Raw genomic sequence first — 20,780 nt, 5'->3', positions numbered from 1 at the left:
GCGCCTTCGATCACGGCATTGATCTTGCCGGTCAGATTGCGGCGCGTTGCGTCCGGCTTAATAATTGAAAACGTACGTTCAACGGCCATAAGTCTGCCTCGCTTTGCGGTTTCCTGAGAGTTGGCGGGCTTATAGCCGTGGGGGTTCACACCGGCAAGCGCACGAAAGCGGTCGAGTTGAAGCAGTCGGTTGCACGTCGCACGAAAATTGACCGGTTCACCGCATAATCGCCCGATTGACGCGCGCAACTGCGTGTGAACAGTGTGGCCGGGGGGAATACTCGGTCTCTTGAAACGGGTTTTAAGACCCGCGTGTGCGAAGAAGCGAGAATGACCGGACAAGCCGACGACATTCAGTGGTATATTGCACGGGATGGCAAACAGCACGGTCCCTTGACCGATGTTGAGTTGCGCACGTTCATCGCGCACAGTTACCTTCGCCAGACCGATCTCATCTGGCGCCCCGGCATGTCAGAATGGCAAGCCGCGCCCGCCGTTTTCCCAGTAGCCTTTCACGGCGGCAGCGAGCAGCCGCAAGCAATCCCGCAGGCTCAGCGCGCGGCGCCCGCTCCGACGTATACGTCGCAATCAAATGCTTCGGCGCAGTATGCTCCTCATTCCGGTTTCGACGGCGCGGAGGCGCGGCCTCAACGCGGCAATCTCGTCAAGCGTCTGGCTATCGCAGGTGTTGCGCTGACGGTGATCGGTGGTGGTGCATTCGCGCTTGCGACCTACCATGGCCCGCTGATGGAGATCGTCTCGGGCGCATCGGACTCGAGCGGCGACCAGGCGCCTGTCGTTGCGGCTCCGGACGATACGAAGGTCGCCGAGGCCGAGACGCATCCGCAATCGGACGCCGCGAATTCCGAACAGACGCCCGCGCCCGCCGCCAGCGATGTCATTCCCGCTGCGCCGCCAGAACCTCAACAGCACACAGCCGAGAGCCAGCCGCAGCAGAGCCCGCCGGCAAGCGATCCGCAAACGACGACGACGGCTTCCGTCTCGAAACTCGGCGCAACGAACGTTGCACCGAAGGCCCCGACCGACATGCAAGTTGCAGCCGTCGAGCCCGAGGCACCCGAGCCGTCGCCCCCACCGCCGATCGATGGATCGACACTCGATGCGCGGTTGCAGAAAGTGCCGGTTTGGGAGCTGATCAAGGCGGAATATCCGGATTGGTATACGACGCAGATTTCAACGGCCAACAAGATGGTCGCCGACAAGAAATCTGAGAACGAAGTCGCGATGACGCTCGCGCAGGGACTCGTGAACCTCCGGCGCCAGAACGCCGACAAGGCTCTCGCCGCCAGTTCCGAAAAACTGCAGGCGATCGCGGTTGCATTCCTCGCGCATCTGAAGTCGCTTCGCACGCAGAGCGTGAGCGCCTGTTTCGGCTTCATTTCGAAAGGCGAGACGAGCCCTGCCGTCGTTCAAATGATGGAGCATCCGGAGACGGCGACAGCCCTCAACGCGCAGGCCGGCGCAATCTTCGAGGCGATTTCCGAAGGCCGTAAAAATCCGGTCAAGCACGACTCCGCCGTCAAGACCGACTACGACGTGCTGATCAAGGAACTCGCGAAGCTCGGCTGGAAGGAAGACGATCTGCAAGTGTTCTCGAATCCGAAGTTGCTCGCCAAGCGCGAGCCGGAACAGGTCTGCAAGATGGTGCAGGAATGGTTCGTGGCGCACCTCGCCGTGCAAGACAAAGCGACGCGTGATCGCCTGCTCTATGAAACGCTGAAACCAGTCGTATCGGGCTGACGCGCCGTGTTCTATGCGGCGATCAAGGTTCTGCTGACCGCCGTTCTCGTCGTTGCGATTTCGGAAGTGGCGAAACGCTCCAGTGCACTCGGAGCCATCATCGCTTCGCTGCCCCTGACCTCTCTCCTGGCATTCATCTGGCTTTATGGCGAGACCGGCGACACGGCCAAGATCGCCCAGCTCTCGTCGAGCATCGTCTGGTACGTCTTACCGTCTCTCGTCCTGTTCGTTGTGTTGCCGCTCCTCCTGGCGCGCGGGTTCGGGTTTTGGCCGAGCCTTTTGATCGCCTCGGCTGCGACTTTTGCGGCCTACCTCGCAATGACGGCCGTGCTTGCGCGCTTCGGCGTCACCTTGTGAGACGTGACAGGCGCGGGCGGACAGGCTATCGGCTCGTCCCATGCTGCATATCAACGACCTGACCTATCGGATCGAGGGACGGCCGATCCTCGAGCAGGCGACTGTCGCGATCCCCTCCGGCCACAAGATCGGCCTTGTCGGGCGCAACGGCGCCGGCAAGACGACCCTGCTGCGTCTCTTGAAGGGCGAGATTGCGCCCGACGACGGATCGATCTCGATCCCGCGCAATGCGCGCCTCGGACACGTCGCGCAGGAAGCCCCCGGCGGCGACGACAGCCTGATCGACTGGGTGCTGTCGTCCGATGCCGAACGCGCCAGCCTGCTCGCGGAAGCCGATCACGCGACCGACCCGCAGCGGATCGCGGAAATTCAGATGCGGCTGACCGATATCGACGCGCATTCCGCGCCGTCGCGCGCGGCGCGCATTCTCTCGGGACTTGGTTTCAACGATGAGGCGCAGCGGCGGGCGTGCCGCGAATTCTCGGGCGGCTGGCGGATGCGCGTCGCGCTCGGGGCCATTCTGTTTCTGAAGCCTGACATTCTGCTGCTCGACGAGCCGACGAACTATCTCGATCTCGAAGGAACGCTCTGGCTCGAGAACCATCTCAAGGCCTATCCGCATACTGTCGTGATCGTCAGTCACGACCGCGACCTGCTCAATCGCGCCGTCGGTTCGATCCTGCATCTCGATCGCGGCAAGCTCACGCTTTACGCGGGCGGCTACGATGACTTCGAGGAAACGCGGCGTGAAAAGCAGCGCCTCGAAATGAAGCTCATGAAGAAGCAGGACGAGCAACGGAAGCATCTGCAGGCCTTCATCGACCGCTTCAAGGCCAAGGCGAGCAAGGCGGCGCAGGCGCAAAGTCGCGTCAAAGCCCTCGCGAAGATGCAGCCAATCGCGGCGCAGGTCGACGATCGCGTCGTGCCGTTCCGCTTTCCCGATCCGCAGAAGGTGATTGCGAGCCCGCTGCTCAGGATTGAAAAGGCGAGCGCCGGATATGACGCCGCCGCGCCCGTGCTGACCGGCCTCGACCTCAGGATCGACAACGACGATCGCATCGCGTTGCTCGGCCAGAACGGCAACGGCAAGTCGACGCTCGCGAAGCTGATCGCGAGCAAGCTAGCGCCGCTTTCGGGCAATGTGTTCGGCGCGCAAAAAGTCGAGGTCGGATATTTCGCGCAGCATCAGCTCGACGATCTGCGGCCGACAGCAACGCCCTACGATTACATGCTTAAATTGATGCCCGAGGCGACGGAAGCGCAGCGGCGAACGAAGCTCGGCACGTTCGGGTTCAGCGCCGACAAGGCCGACACGCAATGCGGAAAGCTTTCGGGTGGCGAGAAGGCACGGCTGCTGCTGGTGTTGACGGCGTTTCACGGACCGCACGTTCTTATCCTCGACGAGCCGACGAACCATCTCGATGTCGACAGCCGCGAGGCGCTCGTCCATGCGCTGATGGAATACAACGGCGCCGTCATCCTGATCAGCCACGACCGGCATCTGATCGAAGCGACGGCGGATCGCCTCTTGCTCGTGCGCGACGGCACGGTGAAGACTTACGACGGCGACATGGAAAGCTATCGTGCGCTGCTGCTTGAGGAACGCGGAGCGCGAACAGCGGAGCGGCGCGACGATCGCAGCGACGGCGAGGCGAAAGCATCGCGTACGGATCAACGTCGCGCTGCCGCCGAAAGACGGGCCGAGCTTGCGCCGCTGAAAAAGACGATGGTCGCTGCGGAGAAGCTCGTCGAAAAGCTGACGAAAGAGATCGCCGCCGTTGATGCGATGCTCGCCGATCCGGCGCTCTATGCGAAAGACCCGGGGCGTGCGCAGAGCACGGCGCAACAACGGGGTCTGCTCAGCAAGCAACTCGGCGAGGCTGAAGAATCATGGCTTTTGGCGACTGAAGCCTACGAGGACGCGGCGGTGGGCGCCGAAGCGTAACCTGTTCGCTCCGCTGTCGAATCCCGCCCGGTGCGGCACATCGGATCGCGAGGGTTACGATTTGCCGCGATATCCACACCTGGAAGAATAGCGGTCAGGAACCGATTTAAAGAATGCGGCGTTCATGGGGCGCAGGGCCAGTGCCCCCCGCGTACCTGCGCAACGGGTCTCGATCATGAAACAGGAATTCGTCTATCACGTGCTGACACCTCGCAATGCCAGGGCGCGGCCCCCACGCGCGCACGCCGCTGACGCGACGGTTGCGGTGAAAGAATATCTCGCCTACGTGGCGATGCTTTCGATTGCGGTGGTGATCGCCATCATCACGTTCACTTATGCGGCGAACATCACCGTCAAATGGCTCGACGCGGCGGCCAAACCGAGATTCCTCGCCGGGGCTCAGACGGTGGTAACGCCATCGACGCAGCTTGCGATGCTTCCGGCGGTGAAGCCATTCAAGACAACGAATAGATAAAACCTGCGCCGTCGTTATCTGTTTTCATTGGATTGATATGCGGGTTTCGCCGCAGTATCGGTTTCCGATGTCGTCACATATCGGAAACCCGCGCGCATGACCGCATCCTATCGATCGAGCCATGCGGCCGGGCGTGTTGCCGACGTGTTTCTTGCATTCCTGAAACTCGGACTGACGTCCTTCGGCGGGCCGGTCGCGCATCTTGGCTACTTCAGGCAAGAGTTCGTCGAGCGGCGCAAATGGCTCGATGAAACGTCCTTCGCAGACGTCATCGCGTTATGCCAGTTTCTTCCCGGGCCTGCCTCGAGCCAGGTCGGAATCGCCATCGGCCTTTCGCGCGCCGGATACGCGGGTGCGTTGGCGGCATGGACCGCTTTCACTCTGCCGTCGGCGTTGGCGCTTATCCTTTTCGCATATGCCATTTCGACGAGCGGCGTTCCGCTCGACGCTGGCTGGCTGCACGGATTGAAGGTGGCGGCCGTCGCCGTGGTGGCGCTCGCCATTCTCGGCATGGCGCGAACGCTGACGCCCGACCGCCAACGCGCGGCGCTTGCCATTATCGCGATGGCGATCGCATTTGCCGTGCCTTCGTCCTTGGGACAGGTGGCGGCGATCGTTTTCGGCGGTCTCGCTGGAGCGCTATTGCTCCGTAACGGTGCGCCGTCAACAGGTGAAGCTCACTTGCCGTTGACCATCAGGCGCTCCAGCGGCGCCTTTTGTCTGGCGGTGTTCGCCATACTGCTCGTAGGCTTGCCGCTCGCCGCCTCGCTGAGCGACCTCGAAACCGTCCATCTGTTCGACAAATTCTTTCGAGCTGGGGCTTTGGTATTCGGCGGCGGCCATGTCGTTCTGCCGCTGCTTCAATCCGAAGTCGTTGCTCCCGGGTGGGTAAGCAACGACGCATTTCTGGCGGGCTATGGCGCGGCGCAGGCGGTTCCTGGCCCTCTCTTTACATTCGCCGCGTATCTCGGCACCGTGATCGGCGGCGCAGGCACCGCCGCGCTTTGCCTGGTGGCAATTTTTCTGCCGTCGTTCCTGCTGGTCATTGGGACGCTGCCGTTCTGGCAGGAACTCAGACGCCGCCCAATTGCGCAGGCGCTTCTGCGCGGCGTGAATGCGTCCGTCGTGGGCCTGCTCCTGGCCGCCTTTTATGATCCCGTCTGGACATCGGGGATTTTGAGCAAAGGCGATTTCGCGCTCGCGGCGGCGGATTTCGCGCTGCTCTATCTTTGGAAAGCGCCGCCGTGGCTGGTCGTCGTGCTGAGCGCCGTTGCCGGGCAAGCGCTCGCGACGCTTGCCTAGCAAGGCCAAGCTCGATTTTCGTCAGCCGCTGATTTTCGAGAAGTCGGCGACGGTTTGGGTTGCGGCGCGAATTTCCGACAAGAGCCGCAGACGGTTCTCGCGGATTTTCGGATCGTCGGCGTTGACGAGAATTTTTTCGAAGAACGCGTCGACCGGCGCGCGGAGTTCCGACAGCGCACGCATCGCGCCCGCGAAATTCTCGACGTTGATCGCGGCGACGGTGTCCTGCTTGGTCGATTCAATGGCAGCGGCGAGCGCCGTTTCTTCTTTTTCCGTGATCAGTTTCAGATCGTAGGGACCGACATAAGATGTCTTGTCCTTCTTTTCCTCGATGGCGAGGATGTTCGCGGCGCGCTTGACGCCTGCGAGCAGGTTGGCGCCGTCGTCGGTCTTCAGGAACGCATCGAGCGCTTCGACGCGGCGGACGATGAGCGCGAGGTCGTCCTGGCCGCCGAGCGCGAACACGGCGTCGATGAGATCGTGGCGTTTGCCTTGATCGCGCAGGAAAACTTTCAGGCGGTCGGCAAAGAAGGAGAGGAGGTCCTCCTGAACTCCGATGGCGGCTTTCTTGGCGCTATGCAACCGTTCGTCAATGGCGATGTAATGCGTGAGGGACACGCGCAGATCATTTTCCAGCACGATGCGGATGACGCCGAGAGCGGCGCGGCGGAGCTGGTAGGGATCGCCGGAGCCCGTGGGCTTTTCGCCGATGGCCCAGAAGCCGACGAGCGTGTCGAGCTTGTCGGCGAGGGCGACAGCGACCGCGACGGCGTCGCCCTGATCCTCGCGCGGAACCGTATCGGTCGGGCCTTTCGGTTTGTAGTGCAGTTCGAGAGCACGGGCGATCTCGGGCTTCGTGCCGACGTGCTCTGCGTAGTAGCGGCCCATCAGACCCTGAAGCTCGGGGAATTCGCCGACCATTCCGGAAACGAGGTCGGCCTTCGCCAATCCTGCCGCGCGGCGCGCGTCTTCCGGTATGGCGTCGCACGCGCCCGCCAGCTCGAACGCGAGCTGTTCGATACGGTCCACGCGATCTTTCTGGCTGCCGAGCTTCTCGTGGAACGTGATGCCCGCGAGCTTGCCCGCCATCTCGCCGAGCGGATGTTTCAGATCCTGCTCCCAGAAGAACTTGGCGTCGGAGAGCCGCGCGCGGATGACCTTTTCGTTGCCCGAGACGATTTCGGCGCCACCGTCTTTCGCGACGAGATTGGAAACGAGCAGAAACTTGTTCGCGAGCTTTTTGGATCGCGGCTCGCGCAGTGAGAAGCACTTCTGATGCGTCTTCATCGAGGTCGTCAGGACTTCGGCAGGGACTTCAAGAAAAGCTTTGTCGAAGGTGCCCATGAGCACGACGGGCCACTCCGTCAAACCGGCGTTCTCGGCGAGCAGCGCGTCGTCCTCGATCAGCTCGAGCTTCGCGTCCTTGGCGAGTGCGTGCGCCTGCTCCGAAATGGCGGCGGCGCGCTTCGCCGGATCGAGCATCACATGATGCGCGGCGAGCTTCGATTCATAATCCGCGAAATTCTTGACCTTGAACGGGCCGGGTCCGAGGAAACGGTGGCCGCACGTCTCGTTGCCCGCTTCGATCCCAGCGATTTCGAACGGCACGACCTTGCCGTCGAGCAGGCACAGCACCGACTGCAATGGGCGCACCCATTGGAACGATGACGATCCCCAGCGCATCGACTTCGGCCAGGGAAATTTTGCTGCGACTTCGACAACCGTTTCCGCGACGATCTCGGCGGCTGCACGGCCCGGCCTCTCGATCTTCGCGACGTAGTAGTCGCCTTTCTTCTCGTCCTTGACGACGGTCGCGTCGCCGATCGACGCGAGAGCTGCCGACTTCAGAAATCCTTGCACCGCTTGCTCCGGCGCGCCGACGCGCGGGCCTTTCTTTTCCTCGGAAATGGCGGGCGACTTCGCGGGAACGCCTTCAATCACGAGCGTCAGACGGCGAGGCGTCGCGAAGCTCCGCGCTTCGCCAGCTTCAAGGCCGCGTGCTTTCAGGCCATCGACGATCAAACGCTTCAAGTCATCCGAGGCACGCGTCTGCATACGCGCGGGGATTTCTTCCGACAGAAGTTCAAGCAGCAATTCGGACATTCAGATCAATCTCGCGGGGATGCGGCTTTGATGCCCTCGCCCCGTGACCCAGCATCACGGGGCGAAGACTTGTCGTTATGGCGTCGTCGAAGGTTGAGGCTGCGCCGGGGCAGGCTCTGCCGGAGGCGTCGCCTCTGGCGCGGGAGCCGGAGCTGCCGGTTCCTGGGCCGGAGCCTGGTCAGGGGCCGGAGTTGCCTCAGGCGTCGGCGTTGCGGGCTCAGCGGCTGGTTCCTCCGCAGGCGGCGAAGCCGGAGCCATCGCAGGACCGTCAGCGGGCGTCTCGGCAGGCGCCATCGCCGGACCGGCTGCGGGTTCGGCTTCGTGCACCTTATGTTTTACGATACCCTCAGGCAGCACCGCGCGAACATTGTGCCCGAACTCGCGGATGGCGCCCGTCGTTTCGAGATAGCCGAGACCCACCGCCAGAAGGGCCACGAAGAACGCGAAGATCCAGGGCAGCCGCCGCAGAATGAAAAAGCCGATGATGAGCAGCGGAACTGCCGCCGCAACAAGACCGAGCACCGTATTGTTGACTTCGATCACGCGTGTCCTCCTTTAGTTTTCAGCCACGCGGCGCAACAGGCTTTCGCCAGATCACGAACGCGCAGAATGTAGCTTTGACGCTCCGTGACGGAAATCACGCCGCGGGCATCGAGCAGGTTGAAGATGTGGCTCGCTTTGATGCACTGATCGTAGGCGGGGAGCGCGAGCAAGTGCTCTCCGTCCGTGGCACCCTTCTCGAGCAGCGCCTTGCACTCGGCCTCTGCGTCCTTGAAGTGGCGAAATAGAATTTCGGTGTCGGCGTGCTCGAAGTTGTATCGAGAATATTCACGCTCGGCCTGCAGGAACACGTCGCCGTAGGTCAGGCGCTTGTCGTCGTCGCGGCCATTGAAGTTGAGATCGAAGACGCGATCGACGCCCTGGACGTACATGGCGAGGCGTTCGAGCCCGTAGGTGATTTCGCTTGCAACGGGATTGCAGTCGAAGCCGCCGACCTGCTGGAAGTATGTGAACTGCGAAACTTCCATGCCGTTGCACCACACTTCCCAGCCGAGGCCCCAAGCTCCGAGCGTCGGGCTTTCCCAATCGTCCTCGACGAAGCGGATATCGTTCAGCGCCGTGTCGATGCCGATCGCGTCGAGGCTCGCGAGATAGAGCTCCTGAATGTTCGCAGGCGATGGCTTCATGATGACCTGGAACTGATAGTAATGTTGCAGCCGGTTCGGGTTCTCGCCATAGCGCCCGTCCTTGGGGCGTCGCGACGGCTGAACGTAGGCCGCGGCCCAAGGCTTCGGTCCGAGCGCGCGCAGCGTCGTCGCCGGATGAAACGTGCCGGCGCCGACTTCCATGTCATAGGGCTGGAGTATGGCGCAGCCCTGATTGCTCCAGAATGTCTGCAGCGTCAGGATGAGATCTTGGAAGGCTTGTCTGGGGCGCAGCGCGGAAGGTCGTGCGGCCTTCGACGAGACCGTCGTTGTTGACATCGTTGGGGTTCTTTCCGGCTCAAGTCGCGGCGCAATATACGCGCTCACGGGTCCTTGTCACGCGCAGATGCCCCGCTTTTGCTCGACTTTTGGCCGAATGCATGGGGAAGGACGGCTTTGCGTCACATTTCTCCGCTCGATCGGAGGGATTCAATGCTCGCGCTTCGGGGTCGGCCGGTAGACGCCAGCGTCTTCATCCCATTCGAGCTTGCCGAGATCGCGTGCCGAAGACGTCGCGCGGCGCATCTCGTTCGCGCGTTTGCGACCGGCCACCTTCGAACCTTCGAGAAGATTCGAGACAATCTTATAACCGGCAATTCCTGCGGCGCCGAGAAGCGCGAGGAACATGACTGGCGGCATCAATGCCCTCCAGAGCTAGATCACAGGCCAAAACGTGACCAGAGCGTTCGTGCCTCGACAGCCGACACCAGATCATCGGCAAATGCAAGAGCCGGCGGATAACCGCTGATCGCGCCGGGCGTGCGCCTCAGCCGCGCCAGCAGCCCCGGTTTTTCCGGTTCGATGACTTTAAGGCGAACTTTCTCGCCAAAAATATCCTGCATTTTTGATCGAATGTCAGCAATGCCGTCGACAAGGCCGAATTCCACCGCCCGCGCCGCCGACCAGAAGGCTCCGGAGAACAGTTCCGTGTCCGGTGCTTTCAGTTTTCCGAGGCGGCGCTCCTTGACGAGGCCGATGAATATGTCGTGCACGTCCTGCTGAATGGACTTGAGCCGGGCGATGTCGTCGGGGTCCTCAGGAAGGAACGGGTCGAGCTGGTTCTTGTTCGTGCCTGCCGTGTAGACCCGGCGCTCAACGCCAATTCTGTCCAGCAGATCGACGAATCCGAAGCCGCGCGAGACGACGCCGATCGAGCCGACGATCGACGACGGATCGGCGTAGATTTCATCGCCCGCGATGGCGAGGAAATAGCCGCCCGAGGCCGCGACATCCTCGCAAAAAACATAGACGCGTTTTTTCTTTTCGGCGGCCAATTGGCGGATGCGCTTGAACAGAAGGTTCGACTGAACCGGCGAACCGCCTGGCGAATTCACGATCACCGCGACGGCCGGCAGTTTCGAAACCAGAAATGCCTTTTCGATCGCGTTCGCATAAGCTCCGAGCGTCAGACCGGGGCGCAACGGCGTCGCCATGCCGATTGGCCCGTGAAAGCGAAGAACAGGCACGAAGGGTCGGCGCGAAAATGGCCACATCGAAACAGGCTCCTACACGAGGTCCGGCTCTCAAATAGAACGCTGCGGCCCTATTGCAAGCGCGTTGAGGCGTAGCCAGCGATCAGCCTCGGTATTGTGGCGGAAGAGGTGCCCCGTGGCGAAATATCGCTTCGATCTCGGGGACAAAGCTCTGTTCGGGCGTGTGCAGCACCAAGCCGGGCCTGATGTACAGTGGCGCACGGCTGCCTTTGACGCCCTCGACGATGACGCGAATGGCCGGCTCTCCGGCGCGGGCATGGATCGGCAGGACGGCGATCGATCCAAAGCGGCCTTCAAATGTCTCGAGGATGCGCGGCAGCGCTTCCGCCTTGTGGATCATCGCGGCACGTCCGCCAGGCGCCGCCATGCGGCACATGAACCGGGCCCAGGCGTCCAGCAGGTCGTCGGACATCTGGTGCGAGACGGCCTTCAGCGGGCTTTCGGCGAGCGTGCTTCGGCGATCGTCATGATAGGGAGGATTGGCGAGCACGACCGGGAAGGATTCGGACTTGATGTCGGCGACCTCCAGCGCTGCGGTGGCACGCGCGAGGTCCGTCTCGACGACGGAGACGCGATCCGACATATTGTTCCGCTGAACGTTGTCGCGGGCCAATGCGGCGAGGCACGGATCGCGTTCGAGCAAAATGACACGCGCCGACGGACATCGTCGCGCCACGCAGAGGCCAATGACGCCGACTCCCGCGCCGACGTCGAGAACCGGCCCGGCGCCAAGCGTTTCAGGCGCCATCAACGCCGCCAGAAGAACGGCGTCGGTCCCGGCCCGGTAACCATTCCGGGGTTGCAGGATCGTCAGGGCGCCGCCAAGGAAGAGATCATCGGTCGTCGGCGCGACCGTTCGTCCGGGCGCCTCAAAGGCGTTCATTCTCAACAATCCATTGACCGAGACCCGCATCCTTCAGAACGCGACTTGCGCGGGACCAATGCTCATCGGCTACAACCACCCGTCGCGGAAAAGCGCCGATTGACCCTTCCATCAGACTGATATTTCGATCAAATACCACCGCTTCGATGCCCTGATCCGCAAGCAGGGCCTCGACATAGCTGATCAAGACAAGGTCATTCGTCATAACCAGTTCGCGCATATTGCCACTCGACGAAAGACAGGGTCGGACGCGGGGCCGCAACGCGGTCGCGTCATTTCCACTATATATTAGCACGCCAGCATTCGAATGGGGATCAACTTGGGCCGTGTGATACCACTGGACGACCTTCGCGAGACGGGCCAGAAGCTGGAACCGCTTCTCGCACTGGTCGCGGACGACCTTGAGGCGATTAACCGCATAATCCTCGACAAAGCGGTTTCCGACGTCGAGATGATCCCGGAACTCGCGCACCATCTGATCGACAGCGGCGGCAAGCGGCTGCGTCCCATGCTGGCGCTCGCGTCCGCGAAGCTGTGCGGCTACGGCGGCAACGGCCACATCCGGACGGCCTCCGCCGTCGAGTTCATGCACACGGCAACGCTGCTGCATGACGACGTGGTCGACGAAAGCGCGACACGTCGCGGCCGCAAAACGGCGCGGATGATCTGGGGCAACCAGGCGAGCGTGCTCGTCGGTGATTTCCTTCTCGGGCAAGCCTTCAAGATGTTCGTCGACGTCGGGTCGCTGCCGGTGCTGCGCATCATGTCGAACGCCGCCGCGACGATCGCGGAAGGCGAAGTGATGCAGCTCGCCGCGGCCAAGAACACCTCGACGACGGAGGACGACTATCTCGCGATCATCAACGCCAAGACGGCGGCGCTGTTCTCGGCGGCCGCCGAGTCGGGCGCGGCTCTGACCCAGCGCCCGCCGGAAGAGCAGTCGGCGCTTCGTTCGTATGGAAAGAATCTCGGCCTCGCGTTCCAGCTCGTCGACGACGCGCTCGATTATGCGGGTGACAGCTCGCGTCTCGGCAAATCGGTTGGCGACGATTTCCGCGAGGGCAAGATTACGCTTCCTGTCATTCTATCGTTCCGTCGCGGCTCGCCCGAGGAGCGGCAGTTCTGGAACCGGACGGTTGCCGGCGGCGAGATCAACGATGGCGACCTTGAGCAGGCTGTCAGCCTCATGCGCAAGCACAAAGCGATCGAGGCGACATTCGAGCGGGCGCGGTCTTACGGTGCGATTGCACGCGACGCGCTGGCGATTTTCCCCGATAGCCGCGAAAAGGACGCTCTGGAGCAGGTCATCGCGTTCTGCATCGGCCGCTCGCATTAGAGCCTTTCCGATTTTGGTGGAAACGCCGAAAGGCTCTAGCTCTTTGCTTTGCCGCGCTTCTTAGCGGAAACCGGTTCCCACTTTTCCGGCAGCTCTCTGGGTCGGCGCATCGTACTAGCCGAGGCGCGTCGGCCTGATCCACCAGCCGGGCTGCCGTTGCTCGAGCGCCAAGGCGGCAGCTTCGGCTTCGCGTCTCGTCGCAAACAACGCGAAGCAAGTCGGGCCTGCGCCCGAGAGCTGGGCCAGCAGAGCGCCCTCGGTTTGCCGAAGCCCGGCAAGCACCGTGTCGATCACGGGAAGCAATCCCAGCGCAGGCTTTTGCAAGTCGTTGCCACGCGCCGTCGCGTAGGCAACGACATCATCCACGTTTGAAAACCGGGGCACCGGCCTGCTTGCAGGCGGACCGGAGAGAGTTGTCGCGCCCAGCGCCGCGAAGACCTGAGACGTCTTGTTGGCGGGCACGGCGACGAGCGGATTGACGAGCACGGCATAAAGATCGCGAGGCAGCGCGACCTCCTGCAAAGTTTCGCCGACGCCGGTCATCATGACGGGGCGCGCCCGGACGCAAACGGGCACGTCCGCGCCCAACGCACGTGCGGTCGTATATAGATCGCGCTCCGATAGTTCCGGGTAGACGGTGGAGAGAAGCCGCAGCGCCGCAGCAGCGTCCGCCGAACCGCCGCCGATGCCGCTCGCCACGGGAAGGTTTTTTTCCAGAACCAGCCGGGTCGGCCCCATGTCCGGCATCAGTGCGGCGACCGCCGCAATGGCTTTGTCAACGAGATTGCTTCCGGAGATATCGCCTGCGAACGGGCCCGTCGTATCGACGCCCGAGGACGATCCGGGCGCAAGCGCGACCACATCGCCGATATCCTGCGCGAACGCGACGAGGCTGCGAAGCTCATGATAGCCGTCGGCGCGTCGTCCGAGAATTTCCAGCGTGAGATTGATCTTGGCTGGTGCGAAGTCCGTCGTCGCCATGGGTTATTTCAACACGGGCTATTTCAATAAGTTTGCCGGCACATGAAAACGGGCGCCAGCCGCGCCCGTTCGTTGTTCGCTGACCGCTGATGACGGCCTTATTCGACGGCGCGGCCGCTGGGCGCAACTTTATTTTCGCTGCGTCTACGCGACGATTCCATGCTCTGCACCTGCCTGGTCTTCTCAACCGCCTTAGCCTGGGCCTTGGTATCCAGACCGCGCTCGATCTTCGCCTTGATCTTATCGACGTCCTCGGGCTCCGGATTGAGCGAAAGCGCCTGGCTCCACTGGAAGCGCGCTTCACGCTCGCGCCCAACCTTCCAGAACGCATCACCCAAATGGTCGTTGAGGGTCGGATCTTCCGGCTTGATCTCGACGGCGCGCTCGAGGAAGCGAACGGCTTCCTTGAAGTTGTTCTGCTTGTAGTGGGCCCAGCCGAGGCTATCGACGATGTAGCCGTCGTCCGGCTTCAGCTGCACGGCCTTCTCGATCAGACGCATCCCCTCCTTGAGGTTCTTACCCTGATCAATCCAGGAATAGCCGAGGTAATTCAGAACCAGCGGCTGATCGGGCGCGAGCGCCAGCGCCTTCTTGAGATCGGCTTCGGCGGCCGGCCAATTCTTCAGGCGCTCGTAGGATGTTCCGCGTGCGTAATAGTAGCCCCAATAGCGCGGGTCGTGCTTGCCCAGCGCGGCGAGCGCGCGGGTGAAATACTTGATCGCCTCAGCGTACTCCTTGCGCGCGCGGAGAATGTTGCCGAGCGCTTCCAGCGGACGGACATCCTTCGGGTCCTTGGCGGCAATTCGCTCGAGAATGGCCTTTGCTTCGTCGACACGGTCGAGCGAGTTGAGATTGAACGCCTTGCGAATGTCGATGGCGCTCTGCAGCGGCGTTCCCTGCGGGATTTTATCGTACGTCGCGATGGCGTCTTCGTAGCGCTTAGCCGCTTCCTGCGCGTTGGCTAGCGCCGCAAGCGCGAAGGCATGATCCGGCTTCACGTCCAGCGCGAGCTGCAGATAAATCGTGCCGAGGCTGACTCCGCCCTCTCCGGTCAGCGCTTCGCCCAATCCGTAGAAGAGCTCGGCCAAACCTTCCGACGGCGTCGCGATCAGAAGCTCGGTCTTGTCGCGCTTGTTGATGCGCTCCAGCATTTCCTTGGCGAGCGGATGAGGATCGCCCTGAGTCTTCGAAAGCTGCTCGCGCATGATCTGCTTCGCGAGCTTGAAGTCGCCGTAGTGCGCGGCGTGCTGGGCGTAGGCCAAGGCGGTGCGCAGCGTCCGGCTATCCTGGCGGAACATTTTTTCGTAGGTCGCGTTGGCGATCGCCTTGCGTCCCGCGATGTCGGCCATCAACGCGCGATGGTAGCGCAAGTAGAACTGCGCCCAATCGGGCTGCTTCGGCAGATCGACCGCCTTCAGCGCCCCGTCCGTGTCGCCTGCGGCGAGACGCGTCCAGCCGAGCGCGATCGCACTCGTCAGTTCACCGATTGGATTTTCGGCAGCTGCTTTGAAGTGCTCTTCGGCCTTCGGATATGCGGCCGACTTGAACGCGGTCACGCCTAAGAGGAACTGCGACATGCGATGCGACTCGCGCGTGCTCGCGAGTTTTTCGGCAAGCGGCACGGCTTTCGGCCAGTTGCCCGACATCGTCTCCATCTGGAAGGCCTGCTCCAGCAGGACTTCGTTCGATGGATCACGCTCCAGCGCGCGGCCGTAAAACTCTGCCGCGTCCTTGGTATCCTGGGCGGTGCGCGCGAAACGGCCGGCGAGGTAATTTCCGAGAGTCGACGCCGTGAGAGCGTCCTGACCGGGGTCCTGGACCTGAGAGCGGGCTGGCGCTTGGCTGAAGAACCCGGCGATCGTCAAGGCGACGGCGCCCAGCCCCACGCTTAGCGCACGTCCGAGGGATCCCCGCATTGAACGTTCCTCTATGTTACGGAGCCGCACTGATTCCGAAGAAGCGAACCTAGCAAACCTGATACACCCTTGGCGACACGCTTTAGGTGAAAAATAGGAAATGAGCGGGTGATAGGTCGCGGGCGGCGCTGCCTCATTTGCGGCTAAGCCTCACCCAGCACTCCAACCGCATATGCCGCCCCGCCGCCACTCGGCGAGGCACCTAGCCCCTTACATTCCGGCATAATTGGGACCGCCACCGCCTTCTGGGCACACCCAGTTGATATTCTGGCTCGGGTCTTTGATGTCACATGTTTTGCAATGAACGCAATTCTGCGCGTTGATCTGAAAGCGTGGATCGCCCTTATCGTCGCGGACAATTTCATACACGGCAGCCGGGCAATAGCGCTGCGCAGGCTCGGCGTAGAGCGGCAAATTCACGGCGATCGGGATCGACGGATCGAGCAGCTTCAAATGAACCGGCTGGTCTTCCTCGTGATTGGTGCCCGAAAATGAGACGTTCGTTAGGCGGTCGAACGTGAGCTTGCCGTCGGGCTTGGGATAGTTGATCGGTTTGAAATCCGCCGCCTTGCCCGTCGCGGCGGCGTCCGTCTTGCCGTGCTTCAACGTGTAGCCAAGACCGATGCCCGAAATGAGCGTGTTGAGCCACAGATCAACGCCGCCAAGCATGACGCCAGCCACGGTTCCGAATTTCGACCAATAGGGCTTCATGTTGCGGACGCGCTTCAGGTCGCGCGCGATGTCGCCGCTGCGGACGTCGGCTTCGTAGGCGGTCAGCGTATCGTGCTGACGGCCCGCCGCAATCGCGTCGAATGCAGCCTCCGCCGCCGCAATACCGGACAGCATGGCATTATGGCTGCCCTTGATGCGTGGCAGGTTCACCATTCCCGCCGCGCATCCGAGAAGCGCGCCGCCCGGGAAGACGAGATCGGGCATCGACTGCCATCCGCCCTCGGTGATGGCGCGGGCGCCATAGCCGATGCGCTTGCCGCCTTCGAAGACGCCGCGAATGGCGGGATGCGTCTTGAACCGCTGGAATTCTTCGTAAGGCGAGAGATACGGGTTGGCGTAGTTCAGATGAACAACAAACCCGACGGAGACCAGATTGTCTCCGTAATGATAGAGGAACGAGCCGCCGCCCGTTCTGTTGCCCAGCGGCCATCCGAACGTGTGCTGAACATATCCCGGACGATGCTTCTCCGGCTCGACCTGCCAGAGCTCCTTCAGCCCGATGCCGAATTTCTGCGGCTCGTGACCTTTGGCGAGATCGAACTTCCGGATCAATCCTTTCGACAAGGAGCCGCGCGCGCCTTCCGCGACGAGCGTGTACTTGGCGCGCAATTCCATGCCGCGCACGAACGCGTCGTTCGGTTGTCCGTCGCGGCCGACGCCCATGTCGCCGGTCGCGATACCGACGACGGCACCATTGTCATCGTAGAGAACTTCAGCGGCGGCAAAGCCCGGATAGATTTCGACACCCAGTTCCGCCGCCTGTTCGCCGAGCCATTTGCAGAGCGAGCCCAAGCTCACGATGTAGTTGCCGTGGTTCTTCATCAGCGGCGGCATCGGCCAACCCGGAAGGCGAACGTCGCCCTCCGGACCGAGTACGAGGAACACGTCTTCGGTGACGGGCGTCTCGACCGGGGCGCCGCGCTCTTTCCAATCCGGGATCAAACGGTTCAGCCCGATCGGATCGATGACGGCGCCGGAAAGGATATGGGCCCCGACCTCCGAGCCTTTTTCGACGACGACGACCGAGATTTCCGCGCCCGCCGCGGCGGCTTTCTGCTTAAGCCGAATGGCCGCCGCGAGACCGGCCGGACCGGCGCCGACGATCACGACGTCGAATTCCATTGCCTCGCGCGGGGGCAAACCCGTTTCCTCCGCGGTCATCGTCATTCTGTATCCATCTTCCGAAAAACCATCGATTTCGATTAGGTCGCCCATATGGAGGCGTCAAGTTGAGCGGGAGGACTGCAGCCAGCGGCGCGCCGCCGCGTGCATCCGCCGAACAATACCTCTATTCTGATACCCCATGGACAAACCGGCTTCCCGAGAGGAAATGCTTGCGCTGCTCGATTGGTTTCAAGCCATGGGGGCCGATGCCGCTGTGGATGAAACGAGCTGCGACTGGCTGGCACGCGGCCCGACACCGCCCGGAGCGGCGTATGCTTGGCCTCGGCCGGACGACGCTCAGCCCCTGACGCAGCCGGAAAGCGCGCCGACGCGACGCCTCCCGGCGCAAAGCCCGACGGCGGAGACAACGCGTCCACGGGCCGCAACGCCGCTCGGCGCGAGCGAAGCCGAGACCGGCGCACGGCGGATCGCGCGTGAGGCAGGATCGCTCGAAGCGCTCGAAGCCGCGCTCAAGACCTTCGACGGCTGCGGCCTCAAGGCGACGGCGACGAAGCTCTGCTTCTATCGCGGCGCGCCGACCGCCGACCTCATGATCGTCGGCGAGGCCCCGGGCCGGGATGAGGATCTGGAAGGCAAGCCCTTTATCGGCCGGGCGGGGCATCTGCTGGACAAAATGCTCGCCGCCATCGGGCTCGGCGAGACCAGCGTGCATATCACCAACATCGTCTACTGGCGGCCACCCGGCAATCGCACGCCAACGCCGCAGGAAGCCCTCGCCTGCCGGCCTTTCCTCGAGCGCCAGATCGAGCTTGTTAGTCCCAAAATCGTCGTCGCCGTCGGAGGCTCCGCCGCAAAGGAGCTTTTCGGGGTCGCGGAGGGCATCATGCGGCTTCGGGGCAAATGGCGGGAGATTGCGATCGGCCAACGGAAGATCCAGGCGATCGCGACGCTGCACCCCGCCTATCTGTTGCGAACGCCCGCCGCCAAAAATCTGGTCTGGCAGGATCTGTTGCAGATCCGATCCAAACTTTGAACGGCCGGTGCCTATTCTTTTAATTTGATGCTTCTTTCACCGTGCTTACGGTTCTTCGGCCAAAGCGGCCCATATCTCGAAATTCCATAAATTTTTAGACATTAACTTAAGCCGGGCGAAAACCTGCCGCGAAGTATGATGCGTACAGACTATTTAGCTGCTTTCTATTGGGTGGCCTCTGCGGGGCCGGCGTTGCAATGAATAACCCTCACTCGATCCTGCTCTATCTGCGTCCCACGCGGCTGATCTACGTCCGCGAAAGAGGACGCTATAACGATGCGATCCCCAAAGCCTGGGACCGCCTCTTTCAGCTTCTCGACGACACCGGCCTCTATGCGTCGCTCGGTCGGGGCTACGGCATGGCGCACGATAATCCGCTGCATATCCATCCCAATAACTGCAGATACGACGCCTGCGTTGAAATCCGTTCGAGCCTCGAAGAAAGATCGCTGCGCGAATTCGGAACCACGACGCTTCCGGGCGGCCCATACGCCTGTCGACGGCTTTCGGGAAGCTATGACAAGATGCGGTCCACCCTCGAGAATGTTTACACACGGTTCAGGCCATTTCCAGGGCTATGCTTCGATCAAAATCGGCCGGTCATCTCGATCTACATGGACAATCCCAACGCCTACGCCGACAAGGATTTGCGCTCGGATATCTGCGTGCCGATAAGCGCTGTCGAGGAGGCCGCTCCGCCACCGCTGGCGGCAAACTTCTAGGGAGCCGCGCGGCGCTTTCGCCGCTGGACGAACCTGTGGCACCCAGCCAAAGTCCCTCACTCTGCTCGTCCGTCACGTGAGGATCTTCCTATGGCCGGCATCGACCCCAATCGTACCTTCATTCCGGTCCGCATCGCCGTTCTGACCATGTCGGATACGCGTTCGGCGAGCGAAGACAAATCGGGAGATCTGCTGGCGAAGCTCATCGGCGAGGCGGGCCATGTCGTCGCCGATCGTAAGCTCGTCAGAGACGACGTGAAAGCGATCGCCGCCGCCGTTCAAGCGTGGATCAGCGACCCGCAAATCGATTGCGTCATCACGACAGGCGGAACGGGTTTCACGGGTCGCGACGTGACGCCGGAAGCCGTGAAGCCGCTCTTCGAAAAAGATATCGAAGGCTTTTCGGTCGTGTTTCATATGTTGTCGTATCAGAAAATCGGAACGTCGACGGTTCAGTCACGCGCCTGCGCGGGCGTCGCACGCGGAACGTATATCTTCTGCCTGCCGGGATCGCCTGGCGCATGCCGCGACGCGTGGGACGGCATCCTGAAATTCCAGTTCGATGCGCGGCATCAGCCCTGTAATTTCGTCGAGATCATGCCGCGGCTCGAAGAGCACCGGAAGGCGGGCTAGAGCCTTTCCGGAAGCACTTAGGACGCCGGATTCGCGCGATAGAGCCGCGCAATTACCTTGACCGGAATTCCCAAGCCGAAGAGCGCGTGGCAGACCTGATTGCGCATTGAACGCACGAGATAGCCGTCGCGCCGATAAGGCTCTGGCGAGGTAATTGCTCGCGCGTCGAGCATCGCCAGCCGCCGACGGCCGAGGCGGCGCGCCAGATCGACGTCCTCCAGCACCGGCAGGTCCTGATAACCGCCGACAGCATCGAACAGCTGACGGGGAATAAGCAGCCCCTGGTCGCCATACGGCATCGGCCAGAGCTTGCATCGCATATGGATCAGACGTTCCAACAGGCGCGGCGCGAAACCTTTGTCGTCGAGGCGGAATGCAAATGCTCCAGCAGCGGGCGGGCGCTCGCCCCGGTCGATGCGGCGCATGAAGGCCGTCGCGCTGCGCTCCCAACCTTCTTCGAGAACCGTGTCGGCGTTCAGAAACATAAGCCAGGGGAAACGCGCCTGAGCTGCGCCCTGCGCAAGCTGGCCGCCGCGTCTCCGGGTGCCGGAAATGACATCGGCGCCCGCGAGATCCGCGATCATCGCCGTCTGGTCGGTCGAGCCGCCGTCAACGACGATGACCTGTCGAACGATGCCGTCGATCGCAGCGGGGACGAGCGCCGAAAGCGTCGCCCCGAGCGTGTACTCCGAATTATGCGCGGCGATGATAACCGTGATCATGGGCGTTTTCTGACACGGTGCACACACAGCGACAAGCGTGGCCGTCGCCACACACCC

General features: G+C 62.2%; 20 protein-coding genes and 1 pseudogene. 9 read left to right on the top strand and 12 right to left on the bottom strand.

Translation table 11 applies throughout. The features are described 5' to 3' along the window. Positions 1-89, bottom strand: a pseudogene (ndk, locus tag WC026_RS13950) (nucleoside-diphosphate kinase); the annotation flags it as partial. Between the two features lie 240 nt (positions 90-329). Between ndk and WC026_RS13945 the strand changes: the two are divergent. From WC026_RS13945 to chrA, 5 genes are all read left to right on the top strand, one after another. Next, on the top strand, positions 330-1,760 hold the full coding sequence (locus WC026_RS13945; RefSeq protein WP_372711614.1) for a GYF domain-containing protein: 1,431 nt from the start codon (positions 330-332) through the stop codon (positions 1,758-1,760). Positions 1,761-1,766: 6 nt separating this feature from the next. Next, complete coding sequence (locus WC026_RS13940) at positions 1,767-2,117, top strand: DUF3147 family protein (RefSeq protein WP_372711613.1); 351 nt, start codon at positions 1,767-1,769, stop codon at positions 2,115-2,117. Between the two features lie 40 nt (positions 2,118-2,157). After that, positions 2,158-4,062, top strand: coding sequence for an ABC-F family ATP-binding cassette domain-containing protein (locus WC026_RS13935; protein WP_372711612.1), 1,905 nt, complete (start codon positions 2,158-2,160; stop codon positions 4,060-4,062). A gap of 175 nt (positions 4,063-4,237) precedes the next feature. Then, complete coding sequence (locus tag WC026_RS13930; protein ID WP_372711611.1) at positions 4,238-4,537, top strand: hypothetical protein; 300 nt, start codon at positions 4,238-4,240, stop codon at positions 4,535-4,537. 96 nt (positions 4,538-4,633) lie between these two features. Continuing rightward, positions 4,634-5,839 carry a chromate efflux transporter gene (gene chrA, locus WC026_RS13925; protein ID WP_372711610.1) on the top strand — a complete coding sequence of 402 codons (1,206 nt, stop codon included), beginning with the start codon at positions 4,634-4,636 and terminating at the stop codon, positions 5,837-5,839. Between the two features lie 21 nt (positions 5,840-5,860). Here the strand turns inward: chrA and glyS are convergent, their stop codons facing one another. From glyS to WC026_RS13890, 7 genes are all read right to left on the bottom strand, one after another. Further along, complete coding sequence (gene glyS, locus WC026_RS13920; protein ID WP_372711609.1) at positions 5,861-7,942, bottom strand: glycine--tRNA ligase subunit beta; 2,082 nt, start codon at positions 7,940-7,942, stop codon at positions 5,861-5,863. 75 nt (positions 7,943-8,017) lie between these two features. Further along, positions 8,018-8,485: a hypothetical protein gene (locus tag WC026_RS13915; protein WP_372711608.1), complete on the bottom strand. Its 468-nt coding sequence runs from the start codon at positions 8,483-8,485 to the stop codon at positions 8,018-8,020. Next, positions 8,482-9,426: a glycine--tRNA ligase subunit alpha gene (locus tag WC026_RS13910; RefSeq protein ID WP_372711607.1), complete on the bottom strand. Its 945-nt coding sequence runs from the start codon at positions 9,424-9,426 to the stop codon at positions 8,482-8,484. The genes WC026_RS13915 and WC026_RS13910 overlap by 4 nt, the downstream gene beginning before the upstream one ends. Positions 9,427-9,576: 150 nt before the next feature. After that, positions 9,577-9,786, bottom strand: a complete 210-nt coding sequence (locus tag WC026_RS13905; RefSeq protein ID WP_372711606.1) for a hypothetical protein — start codon at positions 9,784-9,786, stop codon at positions 9,577-9,579. A gap of 20 nt (positions 9,787-9,806) precedes the next feature. Further along, complete coding sequence (locus WC026_RS13900; protein ID WP_372711605.1) at positions 9,807-10,580, bottom strand: S49 family peptidase; 774 nt, start codon at positions 10,578-10,580, stop codon at positions 9,807-9,809. Positions 10,581-10,722: 142 nt separating this feature from the next. After that, positions 10,723-11,523 carry a tRNA1(Val) (adenine(37)-N6)-methyltransferase gene (locus tag WC026_RS13895; protein WP_372711604.1) on the bottom strand — a complete coding sequence of 267 codons (801 nt, stop codon included), beginning with the start codon at positions 11,521-11,523 and terminating at the stop codon, positions 10,723-10,725. Beyond that, entirely contained in the window at positions 11,510-11,743 is a 234-nt protein-coding gene (locus tag WC026_RS13890; protein ID WP_046847692.1) for a DUF2007 domain-containing protein, read from the bottom strand. The genes WC026_RS13895 and WC026_RS13890 overlap by 14 nt, the downstream gene beginning before the upstream one ends. Before the next feature lie 99 nt (positions 11,744-11,842). On the opposite strand from WC026_RS13890, the gene WC026_RS13885 reads away from it, so the two are divergent. Then, on the top strand, positions 11,843-12,859 hold the full coding sequence (locus WC026_RS13885; RefSeq protein ID WP_372711603.1) for a polyprenyl synthetase family protein: 1,017 nt from the start codon (positions 11,843-11,845) through the stop codon (positions 12,857-12,859). Positions 12,860-12,973: 114 nt separating this feature from the next. Here WC026_RS13885 and WC026_RS13880 read toward each other — a convergent pair whose 3' ends face one another. From WC026_RS13880 to WC026_RS13870, 3 genes are all read right to left on the bottom strand, one after another. Next, on the bottom strand, positions 12,974-13,840 hold the full coding sequence (locus WC026_RS13880; RefSeq protein ID WP_372711602.1) for a 4-(cytidine 5'-diphospho)-2-C-methyl-D-erythritol kinase: 867 nt from the start codon (positions 13,838-13,840) through the stop codon (positions 12,974-12,976). Between the two features lie 98 nt (positions 13,841-13,938). Then, entirely contained in the window at positions 13,939-15,756 is a 1,818-nt protein-coding gene (locus tag WC026_RS13875) for a tetratricopeptide repeat protein (protein ID WP_372711601.1), read from the bottom strand. A gap of 210 nt (positions 15,757-15,966) precedes the next feature. After that, positions 15,967-17,655 (bottom strand): electron transfer flavoprotein-ubiquinone oxidoreductase, encoded by a 1,689-nt coding sequence (locus tag WC026_RS13870; protein ID WP_372711600.1) that lies wholly within the window; start codon positions 17,653-17,655, stop codon positions 15,967-15,969. Positions 17,656-17,791: 136 nt separating this feature from the next. On the opposite strand from WC026_RS13870, the gene WC026_RS13865 reads away from it, so the two are divergent. The 3 genes from WC026_RS13865 (at position 17,792) to moaB (ending at position 20,001) form a co-directional block, all read left to right on the top strand. Beyond that, entirely contained in the window at positions 17,792-18,646 is an 855-nt protein-coding gene (locus WC026_RS13865; protein WP_372711599.1) for a uracil-DNA glycosylase family protein, read from the top strand. A 197-nt stretch (positions 18,647-18,843) separates the two neighbouring features. Then, positions 18,844-19,368: a GyrI-like domain-containing protein gene (locus tag WC026_RS13860; protein WP_372711598.1), complete on the top strand. Its 525-nt coding sequence runs from the start codon at positions 18,844-18,846 to the stop codon at positions 19,366-19,368. 90 nt (positions 19,369-19,458) lie between these two features. Beyond that, positions 19,459-20,001 (top strand): molybdenum cofactor biosynthesis protein B, encoded by a 543-nt coding sequence (gene moaB, locus WC026_RS13855; protein ID WP_372711597.1) that lies wholly within the window; start codon positions 19,459-19,461, stop codon positions 19,999-20,001. 17 nt (positions 20,002-20,018) lie between these two features. Here the strand turns inward: moaB and WC026_RS13850 are convergent, their stop codons facing one another. After that, entirely contained in the window at positions 20,019-20,723 is a 705-nt protein-coding gene (locus tag WC026_RS13850) for a glycosyltransferase (RefSeq protein WP_372711596.1), read from the bottom strand. Positions 20,724-20,780 lie beyond the last annotated feature (57 nt).

It is taken from the genome of Hyphomicrobium sp. (assembly GCF_041674905.1).
Lineage (GTDB): Bacteria > Pseudomonadota > Alphaproteobacteria > Rhizobiales > Hyphomicrobiaceae > Hyphomicrobium_B.
Note: the sequence above shows the minus strand (reverse complement) of the source record. Positions and strands in the feature narration are given on the sequence as shown.